Genomic DNA, 22,831 nt, shown 5'->3' with positions numbered 1-22,831 from the left:
GGGGCGAATCATCAGATCCAGGCTCACTATATCCAGCCCTGGAGCTCGCGCAGCACCAGGGTGCGGATCACGTCCATGCCGGGTTCGCTGTCGTTGAGGCAGGGGATCGCGGAAAACTGCTCGCCGCCATTGTGCTTGAATATCTCGGCATTCTCCTGCGCGATCTCCTCCAGCGTCTCCAGGCAGTCGGCGGCAAAACCCGGCGTCACCACCGCGATGCGGCGCACGCCCTCTTTCGCGAGCCGCTCCATCGTCTTGTCGGTGTAGGGCTGGAGCCACTCGTCATTGCCGAAGCGCGACTGGAAGGTCAGCAGCAATTTTGATGCGTCCACGCCGAGCCGGCGGCGCAGCGCCTCGGTCGTGGCGATGCAATGCTCCTGATAGGGATCGCCCTTGTCGACATAGGATTTCGGCATGCCGTGGAAGGAGGCGACGATCAGCTCCGGCTTGAACGGCAGGGTTGCCAGATGCGTCTCGATCGAGACGGCGAGCGCCTCGATATAGGCCTCGTCCTCGTAGTACGGCGGCGTCACCCGCAGCGTCGGCTGCGCACGCAGGCGGGCGAGCACGCGGAACACCTCGTCGCAGACGGTCGCCGAGGTCGAGGCGGAATATTGCGGATAAAGCGGGACCGCGAGGATGCGGTCGCATCCCTCCGCGATCAGCGCGTCGATGCCCGACTTGATCGAGGGATTGCCGTAGCGCATCGCCCAGTCCACCACGACATGATCGCGATCCGACAGCGCGGCGGCGAGCTTGTCGCTTTGCGACCGCGTGATGGTCTTCAGTGGCGACTCGTTCTTCTCGTTGTTCCAGATCTTCTGGTAGTCGAGCGCCTTGGTGCGGGGACGGCTGCGCAGGATGATCCCGTTCAGCACCACCTTCCAGACCAGGCCCTGGTCCTCGATGACCCGGGCGTCCGAGAGGAATTCCTTGAGATAGACCCGCACCCCCGGCGCATCGGCCGTATCGGGCGTGCCGAGATTGACTAGGAGCACGCCGACCCGCTTCTGGCCGGACTGGACGGTTGGCTGTGTGGTCTCGTTGGGAGCGGCGGTCGACATGATCAGTTGCGTCGCGCGTTGCACCGAACTTGTCAAGATGAGCCCGGTTTCGCTAGGGTCGCACCCAAGCGGGGGAGGGAAGATGACACTCGCGGAATGGTGCGTATTCGGAGCGCTGCTGCTCTACCTTGCGACGATCGCCTCGATCAAATGGATCCGGTTTCGCGGGTTCGACAATTCCCGGCCGCGCGATCCCGCCTTCTATGAGGACGCCATCGCGCAGCGCGCGCTCGGCGCCCACCAGAACGGCATCGAGACCTTTCCGTTCTTCGCCTTCGCGGTGCTGCTCGCCGAATTCAGGGACTCGCCGCAGCGGCTGATCGACGAGCTCGCGGTGCTGTTCCTGATCGTGCGGATCGCCTACGTGCTGACCTATCTCGGCAACCGCCCGACGCTGCGCTCGATCCTCTGGAGCATCGGCTTTGCGATCAATCTCGTGATCTTCTTCATGCCGATGCTGAAGCGGTTCTTGCCGGTGTGAGGGGGCGCGCGCCCTTCAACCCGTCATCCTGAGGTGCGAGCCCCGCGGTGCGAAGCACCGTGGGGTGAGCCTCGAAGGACGACGGTGATAGTTGATCGTAGCCCGGATGGAGCGAAGTGCTCCGGTCAAAAACACGTCGTCCGTTCGGCGGCGATGTAGCCGAACAACAGGCCGACGCCGAACAGCAGCACGAGACCTGCGGCGCCGAATTCGATGCCGCGCATGAATAGTGCGCCGCCGCCGTCGCGCCCTGCGCTCAGGCGGGCGGCAATGTCCTTGGCGGAGACGGCGACGACGGCAATGGCCGCGACCGTGATCGCGGTGCCGAGCCCCATCAGGAAGGTCGCGGCGATGCCGGCCCAGAACAGGCCCTGGGCGAGCGCGAACACCAGCACCAGGATCGCGCCCGAGCAGGGGCGGATGCCGACGATCAGGATCGCGGCAAAACCGCGCCGCCAGCCGCCGGGCCCGGCAAGCTCGCTCGGCGCGGGACCGTGGGAATGGCCGCAATGCTCGTCGTGGACGTGGTCGTGCCCGTGATCGTGATCGTGATCGTGATCGTGATGGGCGTGACCATGATCATGGTGATCGTGATCATGATGATCATGCGCCTCACGATGGTGGTGATGGCCGTGATCATGGTGCTGCGGCACGCCTGCGATCGCCGGCACAGGCTGGGTCGCCTGAAGCGCGCGGATGAAGGCGCCGCCTTTGACCCAGACCAGCCGCAGGCCGAACAGCGCGATCAGGCCATAGCTTGCGATCTCGATCACGCCTTCGGCCTTGCACATGGTCTTGGCCGTCGCATTCAGGATCCAGGCCGAGATGCCGACGATCAGGATCGCGACCACCGACTGCATCAGGGCCGAGGCAAACGAGAGCGCGATGCCGCGCCGCGCGGTCTCGCGGTTGGCGACGAGATAGGAGGCGATCACCGCCTTGCCGTGGCCGGGGCCGGCGGCATGGAAGATGCCATAGGCAAACGAGATGAAGAGCAGCGTCCACACCGCCGAGCCGTCGGACTTGGCGGCGCGGATGGTCGCCGACATCTGGCGATAGAATTCCGACTGTTTTGCCAATAGCCAGCCGATGATGCCGCTGGCCTCGGGCTCGGCCGCCGGCGCGGGTCTCGGTGCGCCGAACGGATTTTGCGCGAGGAGATCGTGAAGCGCGGCATCGGCCACGCCGAGCACGACGACAACCGCAGCACAGGCGAGCAGCCCGCGGGCAAGCGGCGAATGCAGGCGACCGGTCAAGGGCAATCCACCGTGATCTTGTTGGCGAACATCATGCCGAAATTGCTGTTCTCGCCGTTCAGGAAGGTCTGCTCGTTGAGCTTCTGGGCGGTGGCCGAGCCGTCGTTCGGCCGGTCCAGCTTCATCTGGCAGCCGGCGGGCGCGCCGACCAGCTTGACCGGATTGTCCTTGGCCATCTGGAAGTCGATGAAGAAGGAACGGTCGAACACTTCGAGCACCAGTTGCTTGGGCTTGACCGGGTTCTTCAGCGGCAGCGTGAAGTGCAGGGTCAGCACCGTATCCTTGTAGTCGAGGAAGTAGTCGACCGGCTCCTGGAATCGCTCCTTCTTGCCGTCCGCTCGCGCGAAGGTGAAGTAGGCATATTCCTTCAGCGACTCGACATTGGTCTGCGCCAGCGGCCCCAGCTCCTCGCGCGTATAGGCGCCCTTTGTCTTGCTCTCGAGCCCCTGCACGGCATAGGCCGAGAACATGTCGTCGAAGGTCCAGGCGTGGCGGACGCCGGTGATGCTGCCGTCCGCGGCGTAAAGCAGCTCGCTGGTCGCGGTGATCCAGACATGCGGATGCGCGCGCGCCGCACCCGCCGCGAGCGTGAGGACGGCGGCGAGCAACAGACCGAGCAGGGCGCGCATACCCATCAGGCCGCCCTGGCGTCGTCGAGCAGGCCGCGGCGGCGGAGCAGTGCGTCGGGCTCCGGCGGGCGGCCGCGGAAGGCCTCATAGGCGGCTTCCGGATCGACCGATCCGCCCGAGGAGTAGATGTCGTCATGCAGACGTTTTGCGACGGCCGGATCGAAGATGTCGCCGGCCTCCTCGAACGCGCCGAAGGCGTCGGCGTCCATCACCTCCGACCACATGTAGCTGTAATAGCCGGCGGCATAATGGTCGCCGGTGAAGATGTGACCGAATTGCGTCGGCCGATGACGCAGCGCGATCTCCTCGGGCATGCCGATCTTCTCCAGCTCCTTCTTCTCGAAGGCCCGTACGTCGCTGGCCGCCGCGGCCGGCTGGGTGTGGAATTCGAGGTCCACCAGCGCCGAGGAGACGAACTCGACCGTGGCAAAGCCCTGGTTGAATTTTCGCGCGGCGAGGAAGCGCTGGAGCAGGTCGTCCGGCAGCGGCTCGCCGGTCTGGTAGTGGCGGGCGAATTGCTGGAGCACCTCGGGCCGTTCCTGCCAGTGCTCGTAGAGCTGCGACGGCAGCTCGACGAAGTCGGTGAACACGGAGGTGCCCGACAGCGACGGATAGGTCACGTTGGACAGCATGCCGTGCAGGCCGTGGCCGAACTCGTGGAACAGGGTGCGGGCGTCGTCAGGCGACAGCAGCGAGGGCTCGCCGCCGGCCCCCTTGGCAAAATTGCAGATATTGAGAACGAGCGGCGCGACGTCGCCGTCGAGCTTCTGCTGGTCGCGCAGCGAGGTCATCCAGGCGCCGGAGCGCTTCGACGGCCGGGCGAAGTAGTCGCCATAGAACAGCGCCTTGTGCTTGCCGTCCCGCCCCTTCACCTCCCAGACCCGGACGTCCGGGTGCCAGACCGGCACGTCCTTGCGCTCCTCGAAGGTGATGCCGAACAGGCGCGTGGCGCAGTCGAAGGCGGCAGCGATCATGTGGTCGAGCGCGAGATACGGCTTGATCGCAGCGTCGTCGAAATTGGCCCGCTGAAGGCGGAGCTTTTCGGCGTAGAAACGCCAGTCCCACGGCGCGAGCTTGAAATTGCCGCCCTCTTCCGTGATCAGCGTCTGCATCTCGTCGCGATCGGCGAGCGCCCGGGCGCGCGCCGGCTTCCAGACCCGCTCGAGCAGCCCCCGCACCGCTTCCGGCGTCTTGGCCATGGAGTCCTCGAGCCGGTAGGCGGCGTAGGTCGGATAGCCCAGCAGGTTCGCGCTCTCCTCGCGCAGCTTCAGGATCTCGACGATGGTCGTATTGTTGTCGTTGGCGTTGCCGTTGTCGCCGCGCGCGGTGAAGGCCTTGTAGACCTTCTCGCGCAGGTCGCGCCGGCCTGCGCTCTTCAGGAACGATTCGACCGACGACCGCGACAGCGTGACGATGGCCTTGCCGGCCATGCCGCGCTCTTCCGCCGCAGCCTTGGCGCTGGCGACGAAGCTCTCCGGCAGGCCCTGGCGGTCGGCCTCCCCTAACTCCATGAACCATTCCTGCTCGTCGCCGAGCAGATGATGGCTGAAGCCGGTGCCGAGCTGGGCGAGCCTCTCGTTGATCTCGGCCATCCGCGTCTTGGCCTCCTCGGAGAGGCCGGCGCCGGCGCGGTGGAAGCGGGTATAGGTGCGCTCCAGCAGGCGGAGCTGTTCGGGCGAAAGACCCAGATTGGCGCGGTTCTCATGCAGCTGGGCGATGCGACCAAACAGCACGGCGTTCATCATGATCGGATTCCAGTGCCGCGCCATCCGCAAGGAAACCTCCTTGTCGATCTCCAGGATGGCCGGGTTGGAATGCGCCGAGACGAGGTCGTAGAACACCGCCGCCACCTTGCTCAGCAGCTTGCCCGAGCGCTCCAGCGCCGTGATGGTGTTGGCGAAGTCGGGCGCGGCCGGGTCGTTGGTGATCGCCGCGATCTCGGCGGAATGGTCGGCGAAGGCCTGCTCGAAGGCCGGCAGGAAGTGCTCCGGCGTGATCTCGTCGAAGGGCGGGGTCGCGAACGGCGTCACCCAGGCCTTCAGCAGCGGGTTGGTCTCTGGGTCCGTAGTTTGGCGGGTTTCTGACATCGCAAGTCCCGGTTTTCGAGCTGGTTTGTTGCGGCCAGCTATAGCATGCGATCGGGCTTTTTTGGGCCATTTGGCCTTGCTCCCGCCCGCCTTTTCGGAGAGATTGCGGCCCTCGAAGACTAGGGATCCCTGAGCCCCATGAACGCGCCTTCCTCCTCCCGCCAGATCGTCTGGCCCAGCGTCATCACCGTCATCAGCGCCGCCATCCTGATCGGCGCGGAGGTGTTCGGCGCGGCCTTTGCCGGCGGCTGGGCGCTCGCGATCCTGTTCGGTTTAGGCGATCAGGGCGCGCACATCCTCCAGGCCGTGCTGTTCGCACTCGGCGTGCTGGTGATGACCGCGTTCGTCCGCGCCGCGCAGCGCGTCGAGCCCTTCACGAAGCGCGGCTGACGCTCGCTCGCGCGAGAGAGACACGCGCGCAGGCTTGAAAACTTAACGCGCGTTCATCTTCCGCGTCGCTCGCGCAACACTGCGCAAGCAGATGTTAGGCAAATCTGTTCTCAGCCTAAAAAAATTGTTGCGAAGCAGAGTCAAAACGCTTATGTGCGCTCTTGCCCAATTTCGCACGTGCCTGTGGTCGTGTGTCAGTCGGTAGGTATCCGGACAAGAGGCCGGACAGCCGCCAAGGGGTGAAGAAGCCGAGGGGCTCTTCGGAAGCGCGGAAGTCGATAAGACGAAGCGAACCCGAAGCGTCCAGCATCTCTCTCAAAGAGATGCCTTGTCGAAGGTGACTTCGCTCTTTGCAACCGTGACTGGCAGCCGGAGGCGAACCGGCGCACCCCGCTCTCAACGGGGGACGCGACTTAAAGCAACGACGGATCGGGCTTTTTTGGTCTCTACCGGCAGTCCAACGCCGGCGCGGGCTACTGAAAAGGCTTGTCCTTCATTGCCAGGTGTGCGGGCGGGAAATTCCCAACCAATCCACGGCAGCACAGTCTGGTTTGAGTCTTTTGGCTTCGTTGCGCCTCCATCGCGCAATCCGGCCAGAGCGCTCTTATCCGACGTCATTTTTTGAACGGATCCCCGTCGCTGGGCCGTTTGGGAGAGTGCTATGACCGAACGTATTCAGGAATTCCTGCGCAACCGCCGCAGCGAGGGCCGGGACACCGAGCCGTGCCTCGTCGTCGACCTCGAGGTCGTGCGCGACAATTACCAGACCTTTTCCAAGGCGCTGCCCGACAGCCGCGTGTTCTATGCCGTCAAGGCGAACCCGGCGCCGGAAGTGCTGGCCCTGCTCGCCTCCATGGGCTCCTGCTTCGACACCGCGACCGTCGCCGAGATCGAGATGGCGCTGGCCGCTGGCGCTACGCCCGACCGCATCTCCTTCGGCAACACGATCAAGAAGGAGCGCGACATCGCGCGCGCCTTCGCGCTCGGCATTCGGCTGTTCGCGGTCGATTGCGCCGCCGAGGTCGAGAAGATCGCCCGTGCCGCTCCCGGCGCGAAGGTGTTCTGCCGCATCCTCTATGACTGCGCCGGCGCCGAGTGGCCGCTGTCGCGCAAGTTCGGCTGCGACCCGGAGATGGCCGTCGACGTGCTGGACGTCGCCAAGCGCCTGGGCCTGGAGCCGTGCGGCATCTCCTTCCATGTCGGCTCGCAGCAGCGCAAGGTGAAGGCGTGGGACCGTGCGCTGGCGATGGCCTCGCAGGTGTTCCGCGACTGTGCCGAGCGCGGCATCAACCTCTCCATGGTCAACATGGGCGGCGGCTTCCCGACCAAGTACCTGAAGGACGTGCCGCCGGTGGTGACCTACGGCCGCTCGATCTTCCGCGCGCTGCGCAAGCACTTCGGCAACCAGATCCCGGAGACCATCATCGAGCCGGGCCGCGGCATGGTGGGCAACGCCGGCATCATCGAGTCCGAGGTCGTGCTCATCTCGAAGAAGAGCGACGAGGACGAGGTGCGCTGGGTCTATCTCGACATCGGCAAGTTCGGCGGCCTGGCCGAGACCATGGACGAGTCGATCCGCTACGCCATCCGCACCGCCCATGACGGCGCGGACATGACGCCGTGCGTGCTCGCGGGACCCACCTGCGACAGCGCCGACGTGCTGTACGAGAAGAACCCGTATCCGCTCCCGGTGACGCTCGAGATCGGCGACAAGGTGCTGATCGAAGGCACCGGGGCCTATACGTCGACCTACTCGTCGGTGGCGTTCAACGGTATCCCGCCGCTGAAGACCTACCACATCTGATCCGCCTCTCTGTCTGAGGCCTGACGAACCCGGGAGCCGGCTTGCCGGCTCCTCCCTCACATTTCTGATTTCTGACGACGTCTTGAGCCGGCGTGCTGATCGCATGTCGGTTCAAGCGGGGACTGACGCGCCATGACTGCTTTTCGGAAGCCACAAGTCGCCCTCACTTCGAAAGCCGCTCCGTTCGCGATCCGTGCGGAGCGTGCTGCCGACGTCGCCGCCCGTGAAGTGCTGCTCGATGCCAGCTTTGGCGAGAACCGCCATGGCCGCACCTGCCAGCGCCTGCGCGACGGACGTGCACCTGCCTCAGGCCTTGCCCTGTCGGCTGTGCGCGAGGGGACACTCGTGGGAACCGTGCGGCTGTGGCACGTCAGCGCCGGAGGCAGGCCCGCTCTGGTCCTCGGACCGCTGGCGGTGGACCCTGCCTGCCGCGAGCTCGGGATCGGCGCCGCGCTGATGCAACAAGCGCTGGCCGCCGCCCGGGCGCGCGGGCATGCCGCCGTGATCCTGCTTGGCGATGCCCCCTACTATGCGCGTTTCGGCTTCTCGGCCGAGAGGACCGGCGCACTGATGCTGCCCGGCCCGTTCGAGCGAGACCGCCTGCTGGCGATCGAATTCCAGGCCGGTGCGCTGGATGGCGCCGAGGGGATGATCGTCCCGACCGGCGCGGCCCTGGCCAAACGGAGGGTAGTTCGCCCCCTCCAGGCGCACGCGGCCTAAGGGATTGCCATGATGGCGACGACCGAAGCTGCAGTGAGCAGCAACGCCCGGTCGCGCCCGCGCCAAGCTCACTTCCTTTGGGGTTGCGCAGGCCCCGGAAACACCCTTTAACCCCGCGAAACACCTCTTTCAGTCGAGGCCGAACCCATGTCCCGTCGCCTGATCTCCACCGGCTCCCCGTTCGAGAAGACCGCCGGCTACAGCCGCGCCGTGGTCGACGGCGACTTCGCCTTCGTCGCGGGAACCACCGGCTATGACTACACCACGATGACGATGCCGGCCGATGTCACGAGCCAGTCACGCAACTGCTTCAAGACCATCGAAGCTGCCCTGAAGGAGGGTGGTTTCGAGATGGCCGACATCGTCCGCGTGACCTACTACCTCACCGACATCAAGGATGCAGACGCCCATTTCGCCGTTTGCGGCGAAGTCCTCGGCGACATCCGCCCGGCGGCAACGCTCCTCGTTGTCTCGGCGCTCTACAAGCCCGAGATGAAGGTCGAGATCGAAGCGACCGCCAAGCGCCGCGGCGCCTGATCCACCCCTCACCCTTTGTCCGTCAGCACGTTCCGGAGAAACCATCCCATGAGCCCCGCCTCGCAGATCTACGCGAAGATCACTGGTCCCATCGTCATGGTCGGCTTCGGCTCCATCGGCAAAGGCACGCTGCCGCTGATCGAGCGGCATCTCGACTACGACAAATCGCGCGTCACCGTGATCGATCCCAAGGACGAGGGCCGCAAGGCACATTGCGAGAACCACAATGTCCGCTTCATCCAGAAGGGCGTGACCAAGGACAATTACCGCGAGTTGCTGACCCCGCTGCTCACCGAGGGCGGCGGCCAGGGCTTTTGCGTCAATCTCTCGGTCGATACCGGCTCGACCGACATCATGGAGCTCTGCAACGAACTCGGCGCTCTTTATATCGATACCGTCAACGAGCCCTGGCTCGGCTTCTATTTCGATTCGTCGAAGGGCCCGGAAGCGCGCTCCAACTACGCCCTGCGCGAAGTGACGCTGGCCGCCAAGAAGGCGCGCCCGGCGGGCTCGACCACGGCCGTCTCCTGCTGCGGCGCCAATCCCGGCATGGTGTCCTTCTTCGTCAAGCAGGCGCTGCTCAATGTCGCCGCCGACCTGAAGCTCAATGCCCCCAAGCCGAAGACCAAGGCCGAATGGGCGGACCTGATGCGGCAGGCCGGCATCAAGGGCATCCACATCGCCGAACGCGACACCCAGCGCTCCAAGAAGCCGAAAGAGCCTGACGTCTTCGTCAACACCTGGTCGGTGGAAGGCTTCCTGTCGGAAGGCGTGCAGCCGTCCGAGCTCGGCTGGGGCACCCATGAAAAATGGATGCCCGAGAATGCGCGGACCCACGAAGCCGGCTGCGGCGCCGCCATCTATCTGATGCAGCCCGGCGCCAACACGCGCGTGCGCACCTGGTGCCCGACCCGCGGCGCGCAGTACGGCTTCCTCGTCACCCACAACGAGTCGATCTCGATCGCCGATTACTTCACGGTGCGTGACGCCTCGGGCACGGCGGTCTATCGACCGACCTGCCACTACGCCTATCATCCGGCTGACGATGCCGTGCTGTCGCTGCATGAAATGTTCGGCCGCGCCGCGAAGATGCAGGAAAAGCACCACATCCTCGATGAGAACGAAATCGTCGACGGCATCGACGAGCTCGGCGTGCTGCTGTTCGGCCATGACAACAATGCCTACTGGTACGGCTCGCAGCTCTCCATCGAGGAGACCCGCAAACTGGCGCCCTATCAGAACGCCACCGGCCTGCAAGTGACCTCCGCCGTGCTCGGCGGCATGGTGTGGGCGCTGGAAAACCCGAACGAGGGCATCGTCGAAGCCGACGAGATGGATTTCGATCGCCTGCTGGAAATCCAGCTGCCCTATCTCGGCCCGGTGAAGGGTTTCTACACCGACTGGACGCCGCTGACGGACCGTCCGGGACTGTTTCCGGAAGATATCGATACCAGCGATCCCTGGCAGTTCCGGAATATTCTGGTGCGTTGACCCCGAAGGGCTCATCCCGGGATGCGCGCCAGGCGCGCAGACCCGGGATCTCGAAGTTCCTAGCAAGAGATTCTCAGGTGCGCGAGTGCGCACCATAGTTCATCGCTGGCGCGATGCCCCGGAATGACGTTCGTTACTTGGCCATGTAATCGAACGCCACGCTGCCGAGCCCGAGCGTCAGGTCCGCTTTGAAATGCAGCGCCGAGATCACCTCGCGCACCGGCAGGCGGGCGACGTCGCAGAGTGCGTGGGGAAACAGGCCGAGTGCGGCAGGGCCAGTCCACGCTTCCTTCAGCACGACGTCATCGAGATGAAAGCGCACCAGCTCGCAGATCCGCGGGCTGCCGTCGACATGCGGGATGATCTTCAGGATGAAGTTCGGCGACGCCATCGACTTCAGCACCGTGTCGTGGTCGACCTTGCGGTGCTTGTAACCCATCGTGGCCGAAGCGCAGAGTACCGAGCCGTAATGCAGCGAGCCGACCAGGACGTCGCTCTCGACCTCGATCTTGGGCCTCGCGAGCTTCTTCGGAAAGCCCCACAACTCGCGGCCGCCGGCGATCGGGGCCTCGTCGTCCAGATACATCGCGTGGGTGTAGCCGCCCTCCTCGCCCTTGAAGCGGACCGGGATCACCTGCCCGGTTTCGGTGTAGTCGCCGAATCCGGTCGAGTCTGGCATGCGAATGAATTCGTATTTCACCAACGGCTCCGCCACCTCAAGCGGCTCGGGCACGATGGTGGCGAGGGCTTCGGGATCGGTCCTGTAGGTGATGATGAAATATTCGCGGTCGAAGAAGCGATATGGCCCCGGCGGAAATGCCGGATTGGTGAGCGGCATCGAATAAGCGGTGCGGCGGACGTCTTCGATCTTCACGGGAGGCCCCATCTGTCGTTGGCGTGACGGATTATGGATCGGGCCGCCTGCCGATGCGAGATCGTATAATTAGCATCGGTCGTCAAATGCGCGTCACAATATGCCGGCCGTCGGGCTACTTCTCCCTGATCGGCGGCGCGATCTTCTCCGCGGGCGCCGCCGGCAGTGCCGGCTTGGTGGCTGCGCCTTGCGTCTGCGGATCGGGGCGCGCGGGCTCGGGCGCCGGTGTGGTCGGCCGGTCTCCGCCGGGCTTTGATTCAGCCGGAGTCTTGCTCTGATCGTCGGACGGCGTGCCCTGGAGCGGCCCTGTCGCCTGCGCCGTCTGCATCCGGCTCTCGGCGCGGATTTGCGCCAGCGACAGGCCTGACACCACGACGCCGGCTGCAAACAGCGAACAGGCGATCATCAGGTCGATTTTCAGTCTGCGCTTGTCATATTGGCCGGGCATGTCGATCACCGCCTTTGTCCGCGGGATCAACGAAATTGGAGCGCACCGGTTCCGCCGCGGCTAGCGAGCCGCCGGGAACTGAAACTGACGGGGAACCCCAAGCGGATCTTCGATTGTGAGCGTGGCGTTAGTCCCGTCGTCAGCGATGGCGATCTTCGGCGCGGGCTCTTTGTACCAGTAGATCCAATTTGACGCGCTCCATCTTACTCCCGGCCAATCCGCGCTGACCATGTCCCGTTCAAGCAAGCGATCGCCCGACTTGGAAAAAACAACGAGTTGGCACGGATTCCAAAGCATGATGTGCGAAAGCCCGACAACGTATTTCAGATTGGGCGAAATCCAGATGTATGTCAGTGCCGGAACGGGGCGGCGAAATAACTCTGTACCGGTCGTGGTGTCGTGCAAGCGCAGATAGGAATAGTCATTGTCCGCGGTGAAGGGGTCTCTTGTCGAAGAGATCATCTTCCAGCGTGATTTTTCGCTACTATAGCCCCAATCGTGATGATGTTCGGCGCGAAGCGTCCCCGCCTCAGCCGAGATATCGACGACGCCCTCATAGCCGATTCTGTCGGCATGCGCCGGAGCGATGAACGGCACAACTGACGAGAGCGCAATCCGCAGGATTGCTAGGCGGCACAATCGCATAAACAGTCCGCGAGCCTGTTCGGCCATGCCCTCAGTCCGTTGTGCTGACTTCCCAGGTGGCGTGGCGCACGCCCGGCAGGTGCTGAAGATCGGTCGCCACCGCGTTCAGCTCGTTCGGATCGACCGCGGTCGCGACCAGCTTTGCGACGATCTCGATCAGATCGTCCCCGGTCTCGACCACGTCGATATCGGCCACCGGATATTTTGCGCCCTCGAGCTTCTCGACCAGCCGGTCGCGCATGTCGGGCAAGGCATCCGCCGCCACCGCGAGCTTGAAATAGTAGGTCGCCTCCGAAGTCTTCTCATTCAGCGGAATGCGGTTGATGGCGTTGACCAGCGGGCGCAGCATGGTGTTGCCGGCGATGACGAACACGGTCAGCGCGGCCGCCTGCGCGACCATGTCGGCGCCGGCGCAGGAGCCGACCGCGGCCGAGGCCCACAGCGTCGCCGCGGTGTTGAGCCCGCGCACGTCCATGCCCTGCTTCATGATAACGCCGGCGCCGAGGAAGCCGATGCCGGAGACGACGTAGGAGATCACGCGCACCGCGCCGTCGGCCCCGGTCAGGTGCATGGCGAGATCGACGAAGGCGGCCGCACCCACCGCGACCAGCACGTTGGTGCGCAGGCCCGCGGTGCGCTGGCGATACTGCCGCTCGGCGCCGATCAGCGTGCCCAGCACGAAGGCCGTGAACAGGCTGACCAGCGTGTCGGCGAAATCAGCAATCTGGAACGTCGTCAGAAACCGCATGGCCCCCTATACGGCCGGAACGATGACAGTTCAAAGCTCCAGCAGGCCGCCGTCCCCATTTTCATCCGCAAACGCCAGCAGCGTGCCCTTGGCGTTCCAGGCGAGCGCCGCCACCGGCGGTGTGCCATTGCGGCGGACCAGGATCTCGGCGCCGTCCTCCAGCCGCACCATCAGCACGGTGCCGTCGCTGTAACCGGCGGCGAGGATGTCGTTCTTGGGATGGCAGGCGACGACCGAGACGCGCGCCTGCAGCGGCGCGAGCATCGCGGGCTCCTTGCCCATCGGGCCGTCCTTGCTGCCGAACGGCCACAGGATGACGGTGTCGGCACCCGAGGTCGCAAGCGCCTTGCCGCCCGCGCTCCAGGACATCGAGCGAACGCGGCCGGGATAGCCGGTCATACGCATGTGGCGGTTATCGGCCAGCCGCCAGCCGTGCAGCGCCGGCTCGTGCATCGCGGTGACCAGGAACTTGTTGTCCGGGCTGAATGTGACCGCGTGATGCGAGCCGGCCCAGGGCAGGAATTCGGCCGATGCCGCCATGTTCGGAAACCACAGCGTCGCGCCGTTGTAATGCGCAATCGCGAGCCGCAGGCCCTTCGGCGCGAACGCAAGCCCGCCGACGGTCGAGGGCACCTCGAGCGACTTTTCCTCGTTCTTGCCGCTCTTGACGGTCGCCGTCTTGCCGGCGGACCAGGCGAAGGCCCCGTCCGCGTGCAGCGCCACCGCGTCGATCCAGCGGCGCTTGGGGTCGGTGGCGAGCAACGTCACCTCGCCCTTGGCATCGAGCGACACGACCTTGCCGTCGTCGCCGCCCATGACGAGGCGCTTGCCGTCGGACACGGTCGAGAGAATGCCGCCGCCGTGGACGGCGACGGTGGTGATCTCGCCCTGGCTATCGACGAACGCGACGTTCTCCTCGCCGCCGACGAAGGCGGCGCGGTCACCGAGGAAATGCACCGACGTCACGCCCATGCCGAGCGCGACCGGCTTGACGCGGTCGGTGACGGAGACGATCGAAGCGGAATCGGGGGCGGGCGTAAACTCTTTCATCACGAGACGATGCAGCTCTCAAAACCCTTGCGGATGGCCTCTTCCGGCAATTCGCGGCCGATGAAGACGAGGCGGCTCTCGCGCGGCTCGCCGTCCTTCCATTTCCGCTGGTGGTTACCCTCCAGCATCATGTGGACGCCCTGGAAGACGTAGCGGTCATCGTCGTCGTGGAAGGCGAGGATGCCCTTGGAGCGCAGGATCTTGCCGCCCTCGACCTGCACCAGGTTCTGGAGCCAGGGCATGAACATGTTCGGGTCGAGCGGCTTGTCGGTCTTGAGCGACAGCGATTGCATGTCCTCGTCGTGATAGTGCTTCAGGCCGTGGCCGTGATCGTGGTGATGATGGTCGTGGCCGTGGTGGTGATGATCATGGTCGTGGTCGTGATCGTCGGCCTCCAAAAAGTCCGGCTCGATGTCGAGGATGCGGTCGAGGTCGAACGCGCCGCGGTCGAGCACGTCGGCCAGCGCCACCGAGCAGCGCTCGGTGCGGTGGAGTTTCGCATAGGGGTTGATGGCGCGGATGCGGGCCTCGACCTCGGCGAGCTCACCCTTGGTGACGAGATCGGTCTTGTTCAGCACGATGACGTCGGCAAAGGCGATCTGGTTCTTGGCCTCGGGCGCGTCCTTCAGACGGTCGGACAGCCATTTGGCGTCGGCGACCGTCACGACCGCGTCGAGGCGCGCGTTCTTCTGCACGTCCTCGTCGACGAAGAAGGTCTGGGCCACCGGCGCCGGATCGGCAAGGCCGGTGGTCTCGACGATGATGGCGTCGAACTTGCCCTTGCGCTTCATCAGCCCGTCCATGATGCGCACGAGGTCGCCGCGCACGGTGCAGCAGATGCAGCCATTGTTCATCTCGAACACTTCCTCATCGGCGCCGATGATGAGGTCGTTGTCGATGCCGATCTCGCCGAACTCGTTGACGATGACGGCGTATTTCTTGCCGTGGTTTTCCGAAAGGATGCGGTTCAAAAGCGTTGTCTTGCCGGCGCCGAGATAGCCGGTCAGGACGGTCACGGGAATTTTCTGGGAGGTCGCTTCAGACATAACTACTCCGGGGTCGGGCTCTTTCGCGCGACGCGAGGCGGGGTGGCCCCTGCCCTAGTGGTCAAGCGCGCTGGTCAGGGCCTTTATATTGTGCCTGACCATGTCAATGTAAGTGGGTGCGGACCCCTTTTCACCCGTCAAACCGTCCGAAATCAAGGTCCCGCCGACCTTTGCCCCGGTCTCGGCCGCGATCCGCCGGATCAGGCGGTCGTCGCTGATATTCTCCAAGAATACCGCCGGGATCTTCTGGCCTTTGATCTGGCCGATGATGGCGGCGATGTCCCGCGCGCTCGGCTCGGTTTCGGTGGAGACGCCGAGCGGCGCGATGAACTGGATACCGTATTCGGCGGCGAAATAGCCGAAGGCGTCATGGGTGGAGATCACCTTGCGCCGCTCGGGCGGAATCTTCGCAACGGCCTCGCGCACCTCGCGGTCGAGCGTTTCGAGCTTTTCCAGATAGGCCTTGGCCTGGGCGCGGAAGAACTCCGCGTCCTCGGGATCGGCCGCGGCCAGCGCGTTGGCGATATCCGTCACGTAAACCTTGGCGTTGGGGACGGACTGCCAGGCATGCGGATCGGCAGCCGAGCCAAGCTTCAGGGGCGCGATGCCGGCGCTGGCGGTGACGACCGTTGCCTTGCTGCCGGAGGATTGCACGAGGCGCGGCAGCCAGCCCTCGAGGCCGAGCCCATTGACGACAACGAACTTTGCGTCCGCGATCCGCTTCGCATCGCTTGGCGCCGGTGTGTAGACATGGACGTCGCTGTCGGGGCCGACCAGCGTGGTGACGCTGACCCGGTCTCCACCGACGTTGCGGACGAAGTCGCCGAGGATCGAGAAGCTGGCGACGACGTTGAGCCGTTCCGCGGCATGCAGCGGCGAGGCGGTCAGCAGCAAGGCAAGGAGCGGAAGGAAGCGCATTGCGGTCACGCTTCCAGATGCCGGCCGGGAAACAGCTGCCGGACGATACCGCCGACCCGGCCGAACAGCACCGAGACGATGTAGAGCACGGTCGCGACCAGAATGATCGCAGGGCCCGACGGCACGCGGGTCTGGAACGACAGCACGAGGCCGGCATAGCCCGAGACCGCGGCGGCGACGACCGCGATGCAGATCATCGCCGTGAGATCGCGCGACCAGAACCGCGCGATGCCGGCCGGCAGGATCATCAGCCCCACCGCGAGCAGCGTGCCGAGCGCCTGAAAGCCGTTGACGAGGTTGATCACGACGAGCGCGAGGAAAGCGAGATGCGCAGGTCCCCCGGCCCGGCTGACGGTGCGCAGGAACAACGGATCGACGCTCTCGATCACCAGCGGGCGGTAAATCACGGCGAGCACCAGCAGCGTCACCGTGGCGTTGAAGGCGACCACCAGCAGCGTCTGGTCGTCCATCGCGAGGATGTTGCCGAACAGCACGTGCAGCAGGTCGATATTGGTGCCCTTGATCGAGACGATGGTCACCCCCAGCGCCAGCGAGGCCAGGTAGAAGGTCGCGAGCGACGCGTCCTCCTTCAGCCCGGTCGAGCGCGCGACCACACCGGCGAGGATCGCGACCGCAAAGCCCGCGAACAGGCCGCCGGCCGTCATTGCAAACAGATTGAGACCGGAGAGCAGGAAGCCGACCGCCGCGCCCGGCAGGATCGCATGCGCCATGGCATCGCCGACGAGGCTCATCCGTCGCAGCATCAGGAATACGCCGATCGGCGCGCCCGCGAGCGACAGCGCGATCACGGCGGCAAGCGCGCGCCGCATGAACTCAAATTCGGTGAACGGACCGATCAGCGCGTCATGGAGCATTTGCGGTCACGCCCGCCCGCGAGCGGGCATCGTCGGCCGCGCAGGCCGCGGCGCTGTCGTCGAACGCCTCGCACATCCGCATCGCGACCATGAGGTTCTCCGGCGTCAGCACCTCCGCCGTCGGGCCCCATGCCACAGGGCCGCGCGCCAGCACCAGGGTCTCGGTGAAATGGCTGCGCACCATCTCCATGTCATGCAGCGCGGCGAGCACCGTGCGGCCCTCGCCGTGCCAGCGCTTCACCAGCGCGAGCAGGTCAGTCGTGGTCTTGCTGTCGATGGCGTTGAAGGGCTCGTCGAGCACGATCAACCGCGCGTCCTGGAGCAACACGCGCGCGAACAGCACGCGCTGCATCTGACCGCCGGAGAGCGTGCCGATCGGGCGGTTCTCGAAGCCATTCAGCCCAACGGCGCCGATCGCGCGGAGGATTTTTTCGCGCGCGGCTTTGCCGATTCCGCCGAACAGGCCGGTGCCGCGCCACAGGCCGGTGCCGACGAAGTCGAACACCGAAATGGGGAAGCTGCGGTCGATCTCCGCGCTCTGCGGCAGATAGGCGATATCGCGGGAGTCGAGCCCGCCGAGATGGATGCTGCCGTCGAGCGGCCTGAGGATGCCGACGATGCCGCGCAGCAGGGTCGACTTGCCGGCGCCGTTCGGGCCGATCACGGCGACCAGCGCACCCGGCGCAACCTCGCCGTTGAGATGGTGCACGGCCGGATGCCGGTCGTAGCCCAGCGTGACGTTGTGGAAATGCAGCGCCGCCATCGTCACCTCATTGCCAGAAAGACGATGCCCCAGAGCACGGCGCAGACGGCAACGGCGGCCGAGAGGCGGCCCGCCATGGTCATGCGCAGGATCGACCAGGGCGCCGCCTGGGCCGGATGCGGCGAGGTCGCGTCATGGACGTGGGCATGGGTGTGGTCGTGCCCGTGCGAATGCGCGTCGCCATGAGAATGGCCGTGGGCATGGTCGTGATGGTGGGCGTGGGACGCGGCGGGAACCATGTCTGGACGTTATATTATAACATTACGCCTGTCCACGCCGGGCTCAGGGCTTGCCGATCACCATCGCGATGGCGGCCGCCACGAACGGGAACGGCACCGAGACGGCGCAGCGGAACCAGACGAAACGGGCCGGCATGAACGGGATTTCCCACAAAATCACCCGCTGGAAGGCAAACAGCGCCCAGGCGACGACATAGGCGACCACTTGCGGCACCCCGCCGCCCGACTTCAGCGCCACGGTCCCGATGGAGAAGCCGATCACGGGGCCGCCGGGCGTGGCGGCACCGGCGACCACGGCGGTCGCGACCCCCAGCCAGCCGCTGTCCGGTCCGAGCCAGCCGGTGATCACCTCCTGGGGGATGATGGCGGCGATGTAGCCGGAGCCGATCACCCCCAACGCGATCCGCGGCACGATGTTGATGAAGTCCATCGAGCCTTCGCGCAGCGAAGCCTTGAACACCGGCGGGCCGCGACGGAAAGCGATCAGGCCGACGCCGAAGACCGAGCCCCATAGCAGGATGTCGATGAGGAGCGCCGCGCTCAACTCGCCTCCTCATCGCTGTCACACTTCGGATAGAGCCGGACATAGACGAAGCGGCCGAGGCCGCCTGCGAGCACCGGCAGCGGCAGCGAGATGACGATCCGCCACAGCGTGAAATCGGTGCCCATGATCGGGATTTCCCAGGCGACCGCCCGGCCGTAGCCGATCAGGGTCCAGCTCACGACCATGGCGATGGTGGCGCCGAAATCAGCGCCGACCGCCAGCAGCGCGCTCGCCACGGGATAGGCGGTGAAGGGACCGCCCGGCAGGATCGCGCCAAAGGCGGTGCCGATCAGAAGGCCCTTCAGGCCGGATTGCGGCCCGAGCGAGCGCGAGACTTTTTCGTGCGGCAGGATCTCGGAGATGAAGGCGCCGAGCAGGCATCCTGCCAGCACGCGCGGCAGGATGCCGCCGAACAGCGAGAGGTCGTGGGTGAGAATGTCGAGAACGCCGTCGGTGCCGTCACGCCGCCAGACCAGCGCCGCGCTCACCGCCACCAGGGCCGCGATAATGATGGTCGACCAGCCGATCGGCTTGCGCACGCGTCCCGGCCGCGGCTCGGACTCCGCGTCCTCGGCAGGCGCCGGGTCTTTCGGGGAAGGGTCTGACAACGGGTGTGGGGCGGCTCGATGGTGATGCCCGTCCTGATTAAGGGCGCCGTCCATGCGATGCAAACGGTACGATCACAGACCGATGCGCGCACGGCGCAGGACTGGTTCAATCAATTCCGCACAGCAAAAAGGCGGCCGCGCATGCGACCGCCTTGTCTGTCATTCCGGGGCGGCGAAGCCGAACCCGGAATCTCGAGATTCCGGGTTCGATGCTACGCATCGCCCCGGAATGACGGAGTAAAGCCTTACGCCTTGTCGAACAGGGACTCGACGTATTCCCAGTTCACGAGGTTCTCGACGAACGCCTTGAGATAGTCCGGACGGCGGTTGCGATAGTCGATGTAGTAGGAGTGCTCCCAGACGTCGCAGCCGAGGATCGGGGTGGCGCCGTGCACCAGCGGATTCTCGCCGTTCGGGGTCTTGGAGATCTCGAGCTTGCCGTTCTTGACCTGGAGCCAGCACCAGCCGGAGCCGAACTGGCCGACGCCGGCCGCCTGGAAGTCGGTCTTGAACTTCTCGAAGCCGCCGAGGTCCTCGTTGATCTTCTTCTCGAGCTTGCCGGGCAGCTTGGTGCCGCCGCCATTGGGCTTCATCCAGCTCCAGAAGTGGATGTGGTTGTAGTGCTGGCCGGCATTGTTGAACACCGCGGGGTTCTTGCCGAACGAGCCCTTGACGATCTCCTCAAGGGACTTGCCTTCCCATTCGGTGCCCTTGAGCGCGTTGTTGCCGTTGGTGACGTAGGCCTGATGATGCTTGTCGTGGTGGAATTCGAGCGTCTCCTTCGACATGAACTGGCCGAGGGCGTCATAGGCGTAAGGGAGAGGGGGCAGCGTAAAGGTCATGGGTTCTTGTCCGCAACTGGGTGGGGAACGTGTTCTAACGGTCATCCCTTATAGAAGGTTCCGCGGCCGTTAAATACCTCAGAATTTGCGAAAACGCGTGATGGGTGCCGCTTGGCTGGATTGCATAAAATCGTCGCAGCACGCGCTGGTCATCAGCCGTGCGGTTCGCCATAAAATATCGTTGCCTTTGAAGCGCTTATGACAGAACGAATGCGCCACGAAGCGGAGCTGCGAAGGACGAAGCCATGACCATCGAGATCGACATCTTGAACGGCGACGCCTCGTGGCCGATCACCGAGCCGCTGCATCAGGCGGTCTGGGGACCGCATGTGGTCGCGGACAAGCCCTGGGCTCACGTCAAATGGGACAACGCCCATCTTCGCGTGCTGCTCGAGACGCCCGAGGACGGCCTCGTCTGCCACGTCGGCGTCTACTTTCGCACCGTCACCTGGAACGGGCAGAAGGTTCACGCCGGCGGCATCGGCGGCGTCTGCACGCGCGAGGACCGGCGCGGTCGCGGCTACGCCACCATGGCTATCGACGCGGCGGTGCACACCATGCGCGCCAACGAGGCGGTCCGCTTCGCGCTGCTGTTCTGCGAGCCGCACAATTTTGCGTTCTACGAATCCCGCAGCTGGCTGCCCTTCAAGGGCGAGGTCTATTGCGAGCAGCCGGAGGGGCGGATCCGCTTCGACTACATGGCGCCGTACGTCTTCAACATCGTCCGCGCGCCGACGCTGGGCACCATCGACCTATGCGGCTTGCCCTGGTGAGCCCTGCGTGACCGGAGGGCTGGTGCCAGAGAGCCACGCCCTGTAATATGTCGATCATCATCCAATATTCCGCACCGTGGACATGACGATCGACGCCCCCATAGACGCCGCCCCGCCGCGTGCACCGGTCGCCTCCCCCATCGCCAGCCTGCTGACGGCGCCGATCCTGCCGATGCTGCTGCGGCTCGCGATCCCCAACATGATCGCGATGGTCGGCAGCACGCTGGTTGCGATCGCCGAGACCTCCTATATCGGCCGGCTCGGCACCATCCCGCTCGCGGCGATCGCGCTGGTGTTCCCGTTCGCGATGCTGACGCAGATGATGAGCGCGGGCGCGATGGGCGGCGGCGTCTCATCCGCGATCAGCCGCGCGCTCGGCGCCGGGGATCGCGACCGCGCCGCGACGCTGGCGCTGCATGCCGCCATCATCGGCCTCTGCGGCGGGCTGTTCTTCACGGTAACGATGCTGGTCTTCGGCCGCTCGTTCTTCACGCTGCTCGGCGGCCGCGAGCGCGTGCTCGAGGAAGCCTGCGGTTATTCGCAGGTGCTGTTCTCCGGCGCGGTCGCGATCTGGCTCGTCAACACGCTGGCCTCGGTGATCCGCGGCACCGGCGACATGCGCCTGCCCTCGATGACACTGATCGGGGCAAGCGTGCTCCAGATCGCGCTCGGCGGCACGCTGGGGCTCGGCCTGTTCGGCGTGAAGCAATTCGGCATGCCGGGCGTCGCCGCCGGCCAGTTGATCGCATTCACCTGCGCCGCGGTCTTCTTCCTCTGGTATCTCTTGTCAGGCCGCAGCCGGCTGCCGCTGGATTTCCGCGCGTTTTATTTTGAGCGCGCGATGTTCCTGGACATCCTCAAGGTGGGCGCGGTCGCCTGCCTCTCGCCGCTGCAGACCGTGCTCACCATTCTGATCTTCACCAGGATCCTGGCGACGTTCGGCACCGAGATGCTGGCCGGTTACGGCATCGGCTCGCGGCTGGAATTTCTGCTGATCCCGATCACCTTCGCCTTCGGCATCGCCTCGGTGCCGATGGTCGGCATGGCGATCGGCGCCGGACAAGTGAAGCGCGCACGGCGCGTGGCCTGGACCGCAGCCGCGGCGTCCGCCCTCACCGTCGGCCTGATCGGACTCGTCATCGCGCTCGATCCCGCGTTGTGGGCCTCGCTCTTCACCGCCGACCCCGGCGTCACCGCCGCCGCGCACAGCTATTTCCACTGGGCCGGCCCGGCCTTCGCGTTCTTCGGCATGGGCGTGTCGCTGTACTTCTCCTCACAGGGCGCCGCGCGCGTCGGCGGACCGGTGCTGGCCTCCACCGCGCGGCTTCTGATCGTCGCGATCGGCGGCGGCGTCCTCATGATGGCGCAAGCGCCGGCCTGGACCTTGTTCGCGCTGGTCGGCGGCGCGATGGTGGTGTTCGGACTGTCGACCGCGGTCTCCGTCGCTTTCGCGCGCTGGGGCAAATGAGCGCAGGCAAGTAAGCGCGGGAATGTGATTCCATCCAGCGTTGCACTATCCTGCTGGGCTGCTATGGAGGCGCTCCACTTCGGGGCCTCTCCATGATTTCCAGATTCGCTACTCTCGTCGTCCTTCTGGCTGCGCTGCTTGGCGCGACCGCCGCCCAAGCGCAGAGCGCCGACGGGACCTGGCTCACGCAGGCCGGCGACGCCCGCGTCAAGATCAGCAAGTGCGGCGGCGGCCTCTGCGGCGTTATCGTCTGGCTGCGCGAACCCATGGACACCGCGACCGGCCAGCCCGCCACCGACAGCAAGAATCCCAATCCCGCGCTGGCGAGACGGCCGATGATCGGCCTGCCGTTGTTCAGCGGCATGCAGCCGTCCGGCCCGAACAAATGGTCGGGCCAGATCTACAATGCCGACGACGGCAGCACCTATGCGAGCAGCGTCTCGGTCACGGGTGCAGACTCGCTGCGGGTCGAAGGCTGCGTCGGCGCGCTTTGCGGGGGCGAAACCTGGACGCGCGCGGGACGCTAGCGCT

Annotated in this window: 26 protein-coding genes; 9 read left to right on the top strand and 17 right to left on the bottom strand. The window is 65.4% G+C overall.

Annotation, left to right across the window (positions count from 1 at the left end; genetic code table 11):
- Positions 1 to 26 precede the first annotated feature (26 nt).
- Positions 27 to 1,064, bottom strand: a complete 1,038-nt coding sequence (hemH, locus tag ACVWW6_RS11770; RefSeq protein ID WP_011090477.1) for a ferrochelatase — start codon at positions 1,062 to 1,064, stop codon at positions 27 to 29.
- A gap of 82 nt (positions 1,065 to 1,146) precedes the next feature.
- Between hemH and ACVWW6_RS11765 the strand changes: the two genes are divergently transcribed.
- Entirely contained in the window at positions 1,147 to 1,545 is a 399-nt protein-coding gene (locus tag ACVWW6_RS11765) for an MAPEG family protein (protein ID WP_011090478.1), read from the top strand.
- A 125-nt stretch (positions 1,546 to 1,670) separates the two neighbouring features.
- Here ACVWW6_RS11765 and ACVWW6_RS11760 read toward each other — a convergent pair whose 3' ends face one another.
- From ACVWW6_RS11760 to ACVWW6_RS11750, 3 genes are read right to left on the bottom strand one after another with little or no spacing between them, the layout of a single operon-like run.
- Positions 1,671 to 2,807 carry a nickel/cobalt transporter gene (locus ACVWW6_RS11760; protein ID WP_456680771.1) on the bottom strand — a complete coding sequence of 379 codons (1,137 nt, stop codon included), beginning with the start codon at positions 2,805 to 2,807 and terminating at the stop codon, positions 1,671 to 1,673.
- The gene (locus ACVWW6_RS11755) at positions 2,798 to 3,436 is read right to left on the bottom strand and encodes a DUF1007 family protein (protein WP_011090480.1); all 639 of its coding nucleotides are present in this window, start codon (positions 3,434 to 3,436) and stop codon (positions 2,798 to 2,800) included. The genes ACVWW6_RS11760 and ACVWW6_RS11755 overlap by 10 nt, the downstream gene beginning before the upstream one ends.
- The gene (locus tag ACVWW6_RS11750) at positions 3,436 to 5,517 is read right to left on the bottom strand and encodes a M3 family metallopeptidase (protein ID WP_304548755.1); all 2,082 of its coding nucleotides are present in this window, start codon (positions 5,515 to 5,517) and stop codon (positions 3,436 to 3,438) included. Before ACVWW6_RS11750 ends, ACVWW6_RS11755 begins: the two co-directional genes overlap by 1 nt.
- 138 nt (positions 5,518 to 5,655) lie before the next feature.
- Here ACVWW6_RS11750 and ACVWW6_RS11745 point away from each other — a divergent pair, with 138 nt between their 5' ends.
- The 5 genes from ACVWW6_RS11745 (at position 5,656) to ACVWW6_RS11725 (ending at position 10,459) form a co-directional block, all read left to right on the top strand.
- On the top strand, positions 5,656 to 5,907 hold the full coding sequence (locus ACVWW6_RS11745; protein WP_011090482.1) for a hypothetical protein: 252 nt from the start codon (positions 5,656 to 5,658) through the stop codon (positions 5,905 to 5,907).
- 661 nt (positions 5,908 to 6,568) lie between these two features.
- Complete coding sequence (locus ACVWW6_RS11740) at positions 6,569 to 7,711, top strand: type III PLP-dependent enzyme (RefSeq protein ID WP_011090484.1); 1,143 nt, start codon at positions 6,569 to 6,571, stop codon at positions 7,709 to 7,711.
- Positions 7,712 to 7,843: 132 nt separating this feature from the next.
- Positions 7,844 to 8,431 (top strand): GNAT family N-acetyltransferase, encoded by a 588-nt coding sequence (locus ACVWW6_RS11735; protein WP_456680770.1) that lies wholly within the window; start codon positions 7,844 to 7,846, stop codon positions 8,429 to 8,431.
- Between the two features lie 147 nt (positions 8,432 to 8,578).
- Complete coding sequence (locus ACVWW6_RS11730) at positions 8,579 to 8,968, top strand: RidA family protein (protein WP_456680769.1); 390 nt, start codon at positions 8,579 to 8,581, stop codon at positions 8,966 to 8,968.
- Positions 8,969 to 9,016: 48 nt separating this feature from the next.
- The gene (locus ACVWW6_RS11725) at positions 9,017 to 10,459 is read left to right on the top strand and encodes a homospermidine synthase (RefSeq protein WP_456680768.1); all 1,443 of its coding nucleotides are present in this window, start codon (positions 9,017 to 9,019) and stop codon (positions 10,457 to 10,459) included.
- A 133-nt stretch (positions 10,460 to 10,592) separates the two neighbouring features.
- Here ACVWW6_RS11725 and ACVWW6_RS11720 read toward each other — a convergent pair whose 3' ends face one another.
- From ACVWW6_RS11720 to ACVWW6_RS11660, 13 genes are all read right to left on the bottom strand, one after another.
- Positions 10,593 to 11,333 (bottom strand): acetoacetate decarboxylase, encoded by a 741-nt coding sequence (locus ACVWW6_RS11720; RefSeq protein WP_028173848.1) that lies wholly within the window; start codon positions 11,331 to 11,333, stop codon positions 10,593 to 10,595.
- A 115-nt stretch (positions 11,334 to 11,448) separates the two neighbouring features.
- A complete protein-coding gene (locus ACVWW6_RS11715; protein ID WP_028173847.1) occupies positions 11,449 to 11,781 on the bottom strand; it encodes a hypothetical protein in 333 nt (110 codons plus the stop codon).
- A 60-nt stretch (positions 11,782 to 11,841) separates the two neighbouring features.
- Positions 11,842 to 12,453, bottom strand: a complete 612-nt coding sequence (locus ACVWW6_RS11710; protein WP_011090490.1) for a hypothetical protein — start codon at positions 12,451 to 12,453, stop codon at positions 11,842 to 11,844.
- Positions 12,454 to 12,457: 4 nt separating this feature from the next.
- Positions 12,458 to 13,174, bottom strand: coding sequence for an MgtC/SapB family protein (locus ACVWW6_RS11705; protein ID WP_011090491.1), 717 nt, complete (start codon positions 13,172 to 13,174; stop codon positions 12,458 to 12,460).
- A 30-nt stretch (positions 13,175 to 13,204) separates the two neighbouring features.
- On the bottom strand, positions 13,205 to 14,224 hold the full coding sequence (locus ACVWW6_RS11700; RefSeq protein WP_456680767.1) for a WD40 repeat domain-containing protein: 1,020 nt from the start codon (positions 14,222 to 14,224) through the stop codon (positions 13,205 to 13,207).
- Positions 14,224 to 15,270, bottom strand: coding sequence for a CobW family GTP-binding protein (locus tag ACVWW6_RS11695; RefSeq protein ID WP_011090493.1), 1,047 nt, complete (start codon positions 15,268 to 15,270; stop codon positions 14,224 to 14,226). The genes ACVWW6_RS11700 and ACVWW6_RS11695 overlap by 1 nt, the downstream gene beginning before the upstream one ends.
- Positions 15,271 to 15,324: 54 nt before the next feature.
- Entirely contained in the window at positions 15,325 to 16,188 is an 864-nt protein-coding gene (locus ACVWW6_RS11690; protein WP_456680766.1) for a metal ABC transporter substrate-binding protein, read from the bottom strand.
- 5 nt (positions 16,189 to 16,193) lie between these two features.
- Entirely contained in the window at positions 16,194 to 17,063 is an 870-nt protein-coding gene (locus tag ACVWW6_RS11685) for a metal ABC transporter permease (protein WP_011090495.1), read from the bottom strand.
- Positions 17,053 to 17,826, bottom strand: coding sequence for a metal ABC transporter ATP-binding protein (locus ACVWW6_RS11680; protein WP_456680765.1), 774 nt, complete (start codon positions 17,824 to 17,826; stop codon positions 17,053 to 17,055). Before ACVWW6_RS11680 ends, ACVWW6_RS11685 begins: the two co-directional genes overlap by 11 nt.
- Positions 17,827 to 17,828: 2 nt before the next feature.
- The gene (locus ACVWW6_RS11675; RefSeq protein WP_028173842.1) at positions 17,829 to 18,065 is read right to left on the bottom strand and encodes a hypothetical protein; all 237 of its coding nucleotides are present in this window, start codon (positions 18,063 to 18,065) and stop codon (positions 17,829 to 17,831) included.
- A gap of 43 nt (positions 18,066 to 18,108) precedes the next feature.
- A complete protein-coding gene (locus ACVWW6_RS11670) occupies positions 18,109 to 18,609 on the bottom strand; it encodes a hypothetical protein (RefSeq protein ID WP_008138982.1) in 501 nt (166 codons plus the stop codon).
- Positions 18,606 to 19,217, bottom strand: coding sequence for a permease (locus tag ACVWW6_RS11665; RefSeq protein WP_456680764.1), 612 nt, complete (start codon positions 19,215 to 19,217; stop codon positions 18,606 to 18,608). Before ACVWW6_RS11665 ends, ACVWW6_RS11670 begins: the two co-directional genes overlap by 4 nt.
- A 245-nt stretch (positions 19,218 to 19,462) precedes the next feature.
- A complete protein-coding gene (locus ACVWW6_RS11660) occupies positions 19,463 to 20,059 on the bottom strand; it encodes a superoxide dismutase (protein ID WP_014491764.1) in 597 nt (198 codons plus the stop codon).
- 245 nt (positions 20,060 to 20,304) lie between these two features.
- On the opposite strand from ACVWW6_RS11660, the gene ACVWW6_RS11655 reads away from it, so the two are divergent.
- From ACVWW6_RS11655 to ACVWW6_RS11645, 3 genes are all read left to right on the top strand, one after another.
- Positions 20,305 to 20,832, top strand: a complete 528-nt coding sequence (locus ACVWW6_RS11655) for a GNAT family N-acetyltransferase (RefSeq protein WP_011090500.1) — start codon at positions 20,305 to 20,307, stop codon at positions 20,830 to 20,832.
- 82 nt (positions 20,833 to 20,914) lie between these two features.
- A complete protein-coding gene (locus ACVWW6_RS11650; RefSeq protein ID WP_063921555.1) occupies positions 20,915 to 22,300 on the top strand; it encodes an MATE family efflux transporter in 1,386 nt (461 codons plus the stop codon).
- Between the two features lie 92 nt (positions 22,301 to 22,392).
- On the top strand, positions 22,393 to 22,827 hold the full coding sequence (locus ACVWW6_RS11645) for a DUF2147 domain-containing protein (RefSeq protein ID WP_011090502.1): 435 nt from the start codon (positions 22,393 to 22,395) through the stop codon (positions 22,825 to 22,827).
- The last annotated feature ends 4 nt before the right edge of the window (positions 22,828 to 22,831 follow it).

This window comes from Bradyrhizobium sp. USDA 3311, from assembly GCF_054062495.1.
Note: the sequence above shows the minus strand (reverse complement) of the source record. Positions and strands in the feature narration are given on the sequence as shown.

Bases quoted from the DNA above. Each gene is read 5' to 3' on its own strand.
- ACVWW6_RS11755 (WP_011090480.1), bottom strand. From the start codon at position 3,436: ATGGGTATGCGCGCCCTGCTCGGTCTGTTGCTCGCCGCCGTCCTCACG.
- ACVWW6_RS11715 (WP_028173847.1), bottom strand. From the start codon at position 11,781: ATGCCCGGCCAATATGACAAGCGCAGACTGAAAATCGACCTGATGATC.
- ACVWW6_RS11735 (WP_456680770.1), top strand. From the start codon at position 7,844: ATGACTGCTTTTCGGAAGCCACAAGTCGCCCTCACTTCGAAAGCCGCT.
- ACVWW6_RS11650 (WP_063921555.1), top strand. From the start codon at position 20,915: ATGACGATCGACGCCCCCATAGACGCCGCCCCGCCGCGTGCACCGGTC.
- ACVWW6_RS11750 (WP_304548755.1), bottom strand. From the start codon at position 5,517: ATGTCAGAAACCCGCCAAACTACGGACCCAGAGACCAACCCGCTGCTG.
- ACVWW6_RS11700 (WP_456680767.1), bottom strand. From the start codon at position 14,224: ATGAAAGAGTTTACGCCCGCCCCCGATTCCGCTTCGATCGTCTCCGTC.
- ACVWW6_RS11730 (WP_456680769.1), top strand. From the start codon at position 8,579: ATGTCCCGTCGCCTGATCTCCACCGGCTCCCCGTTCGAGAAGACCGCC.
- ACVWW6_RS11645 (WP_011090502.1), top strand. From the start codon at position 22,393: ATGATTTCCAGATTCGCTACTCTCGTCGTCCTTCTGGCTGCGCTGCTT.
- ACVWW6_RS11740 (WP_011090484.1), top strand. From the start codon at position 6,569: ATGACCGAACGTATTCAGGAATTCCTGCGCAACCGCCGCAGCGAGGGC.
- ACVWW6_RS11680 (WP_456680765.1), bottom strand. From the start codon at position 17,826: ATGGCGGCGCTGCATTTCCACAACGTCACGCTGGGCTACGACCGGCAT.
- ACVWW6_RS11690 (WP_456680766.1), bottom strand. From the start codon at position 16,188: ATGCGCTTCCTTCCGCTCCTTGCCTTGCTGCTGACCGCCTCGCCGCTG.
- ACVWW6_RS11685 (WP_011090495.1), bottom strand. From the start codon at position 17,063: ATGCTCCATGACGCGCTGATCGGTCCGTTCACCGAATTTGAGTTCATG.
- ACVWW6_RS11765 (WP_011090478.1), top strand. From the start codon at position 1,147: ATGACACTCGCGGAATGGTGCGTATTCGGAGCGCTGCTGCTCTACCTT.
- ACVWW6_RS11655 (WP_011090500.1), top strand. From the start codon at position 20,305: ATGACCATCGAGATCGACATCTTGAACGGCGACGCCTCGTGGCCGATC.
- hemH (WP_011090477.1), bottom strand. From the start codon at position 1,064: ATGTCGACCGCCGCTCCCAACGAGACCACACAGCCAACCGTCCAGTCC.
- ACVWW6_RS11695 (WP_011090493.1), bottom strand. From the start codon at position 15,270: ATGTCTGAAGCGACCTCCCAGAAAATTCCCGTGACCGTCCTGACCGGC.
- ACVWW6_RS11675 (WP_028173842.1), bottom strand. From the start codon at position 18,065: ATGGTTCCCGCCGCGTCCCACGCCCACCATCACGACCATGCCCACGGC.
- ACVWW6_RS11660 (WP_014491764.1), bottom strand. From the start codon at position 20,059: ATGACCTTTACGCTGCCCCCTCTCCCTTACGCCTATGACGCCCTCGGC.
- ACVWW6_RS11710 (WP_011090490.1), bottom strand. From the start codon at position 12,453: ATGGCCGAACAGGCTCGCGGACTGTTTATGCGATTGTGCCGCCTAGCA.
- ACVWW6_RS11745 (WP_011090482.1), top strand. From the start codon at position 5,656: ATGAACGCGCCTTCCTCCTCCCGCCAGATCGTCTGGCCCAGCGTCATC.
- ACVWW6_RS11725 (WP_456680768.1), top strand. From the start codon at position 9,017: ATGAGCCCCGCCTCGCAGATCTACGCGAAGATCACTGGTCCCATCGTC.
- ACVWW6_RS11705 (WP_011090491.1), bottom strand. From the start codon at position 13,174: ATGCGGTTTCTGACGACGTTCCAGATTGCTGATTTCGCCGACACGCTG.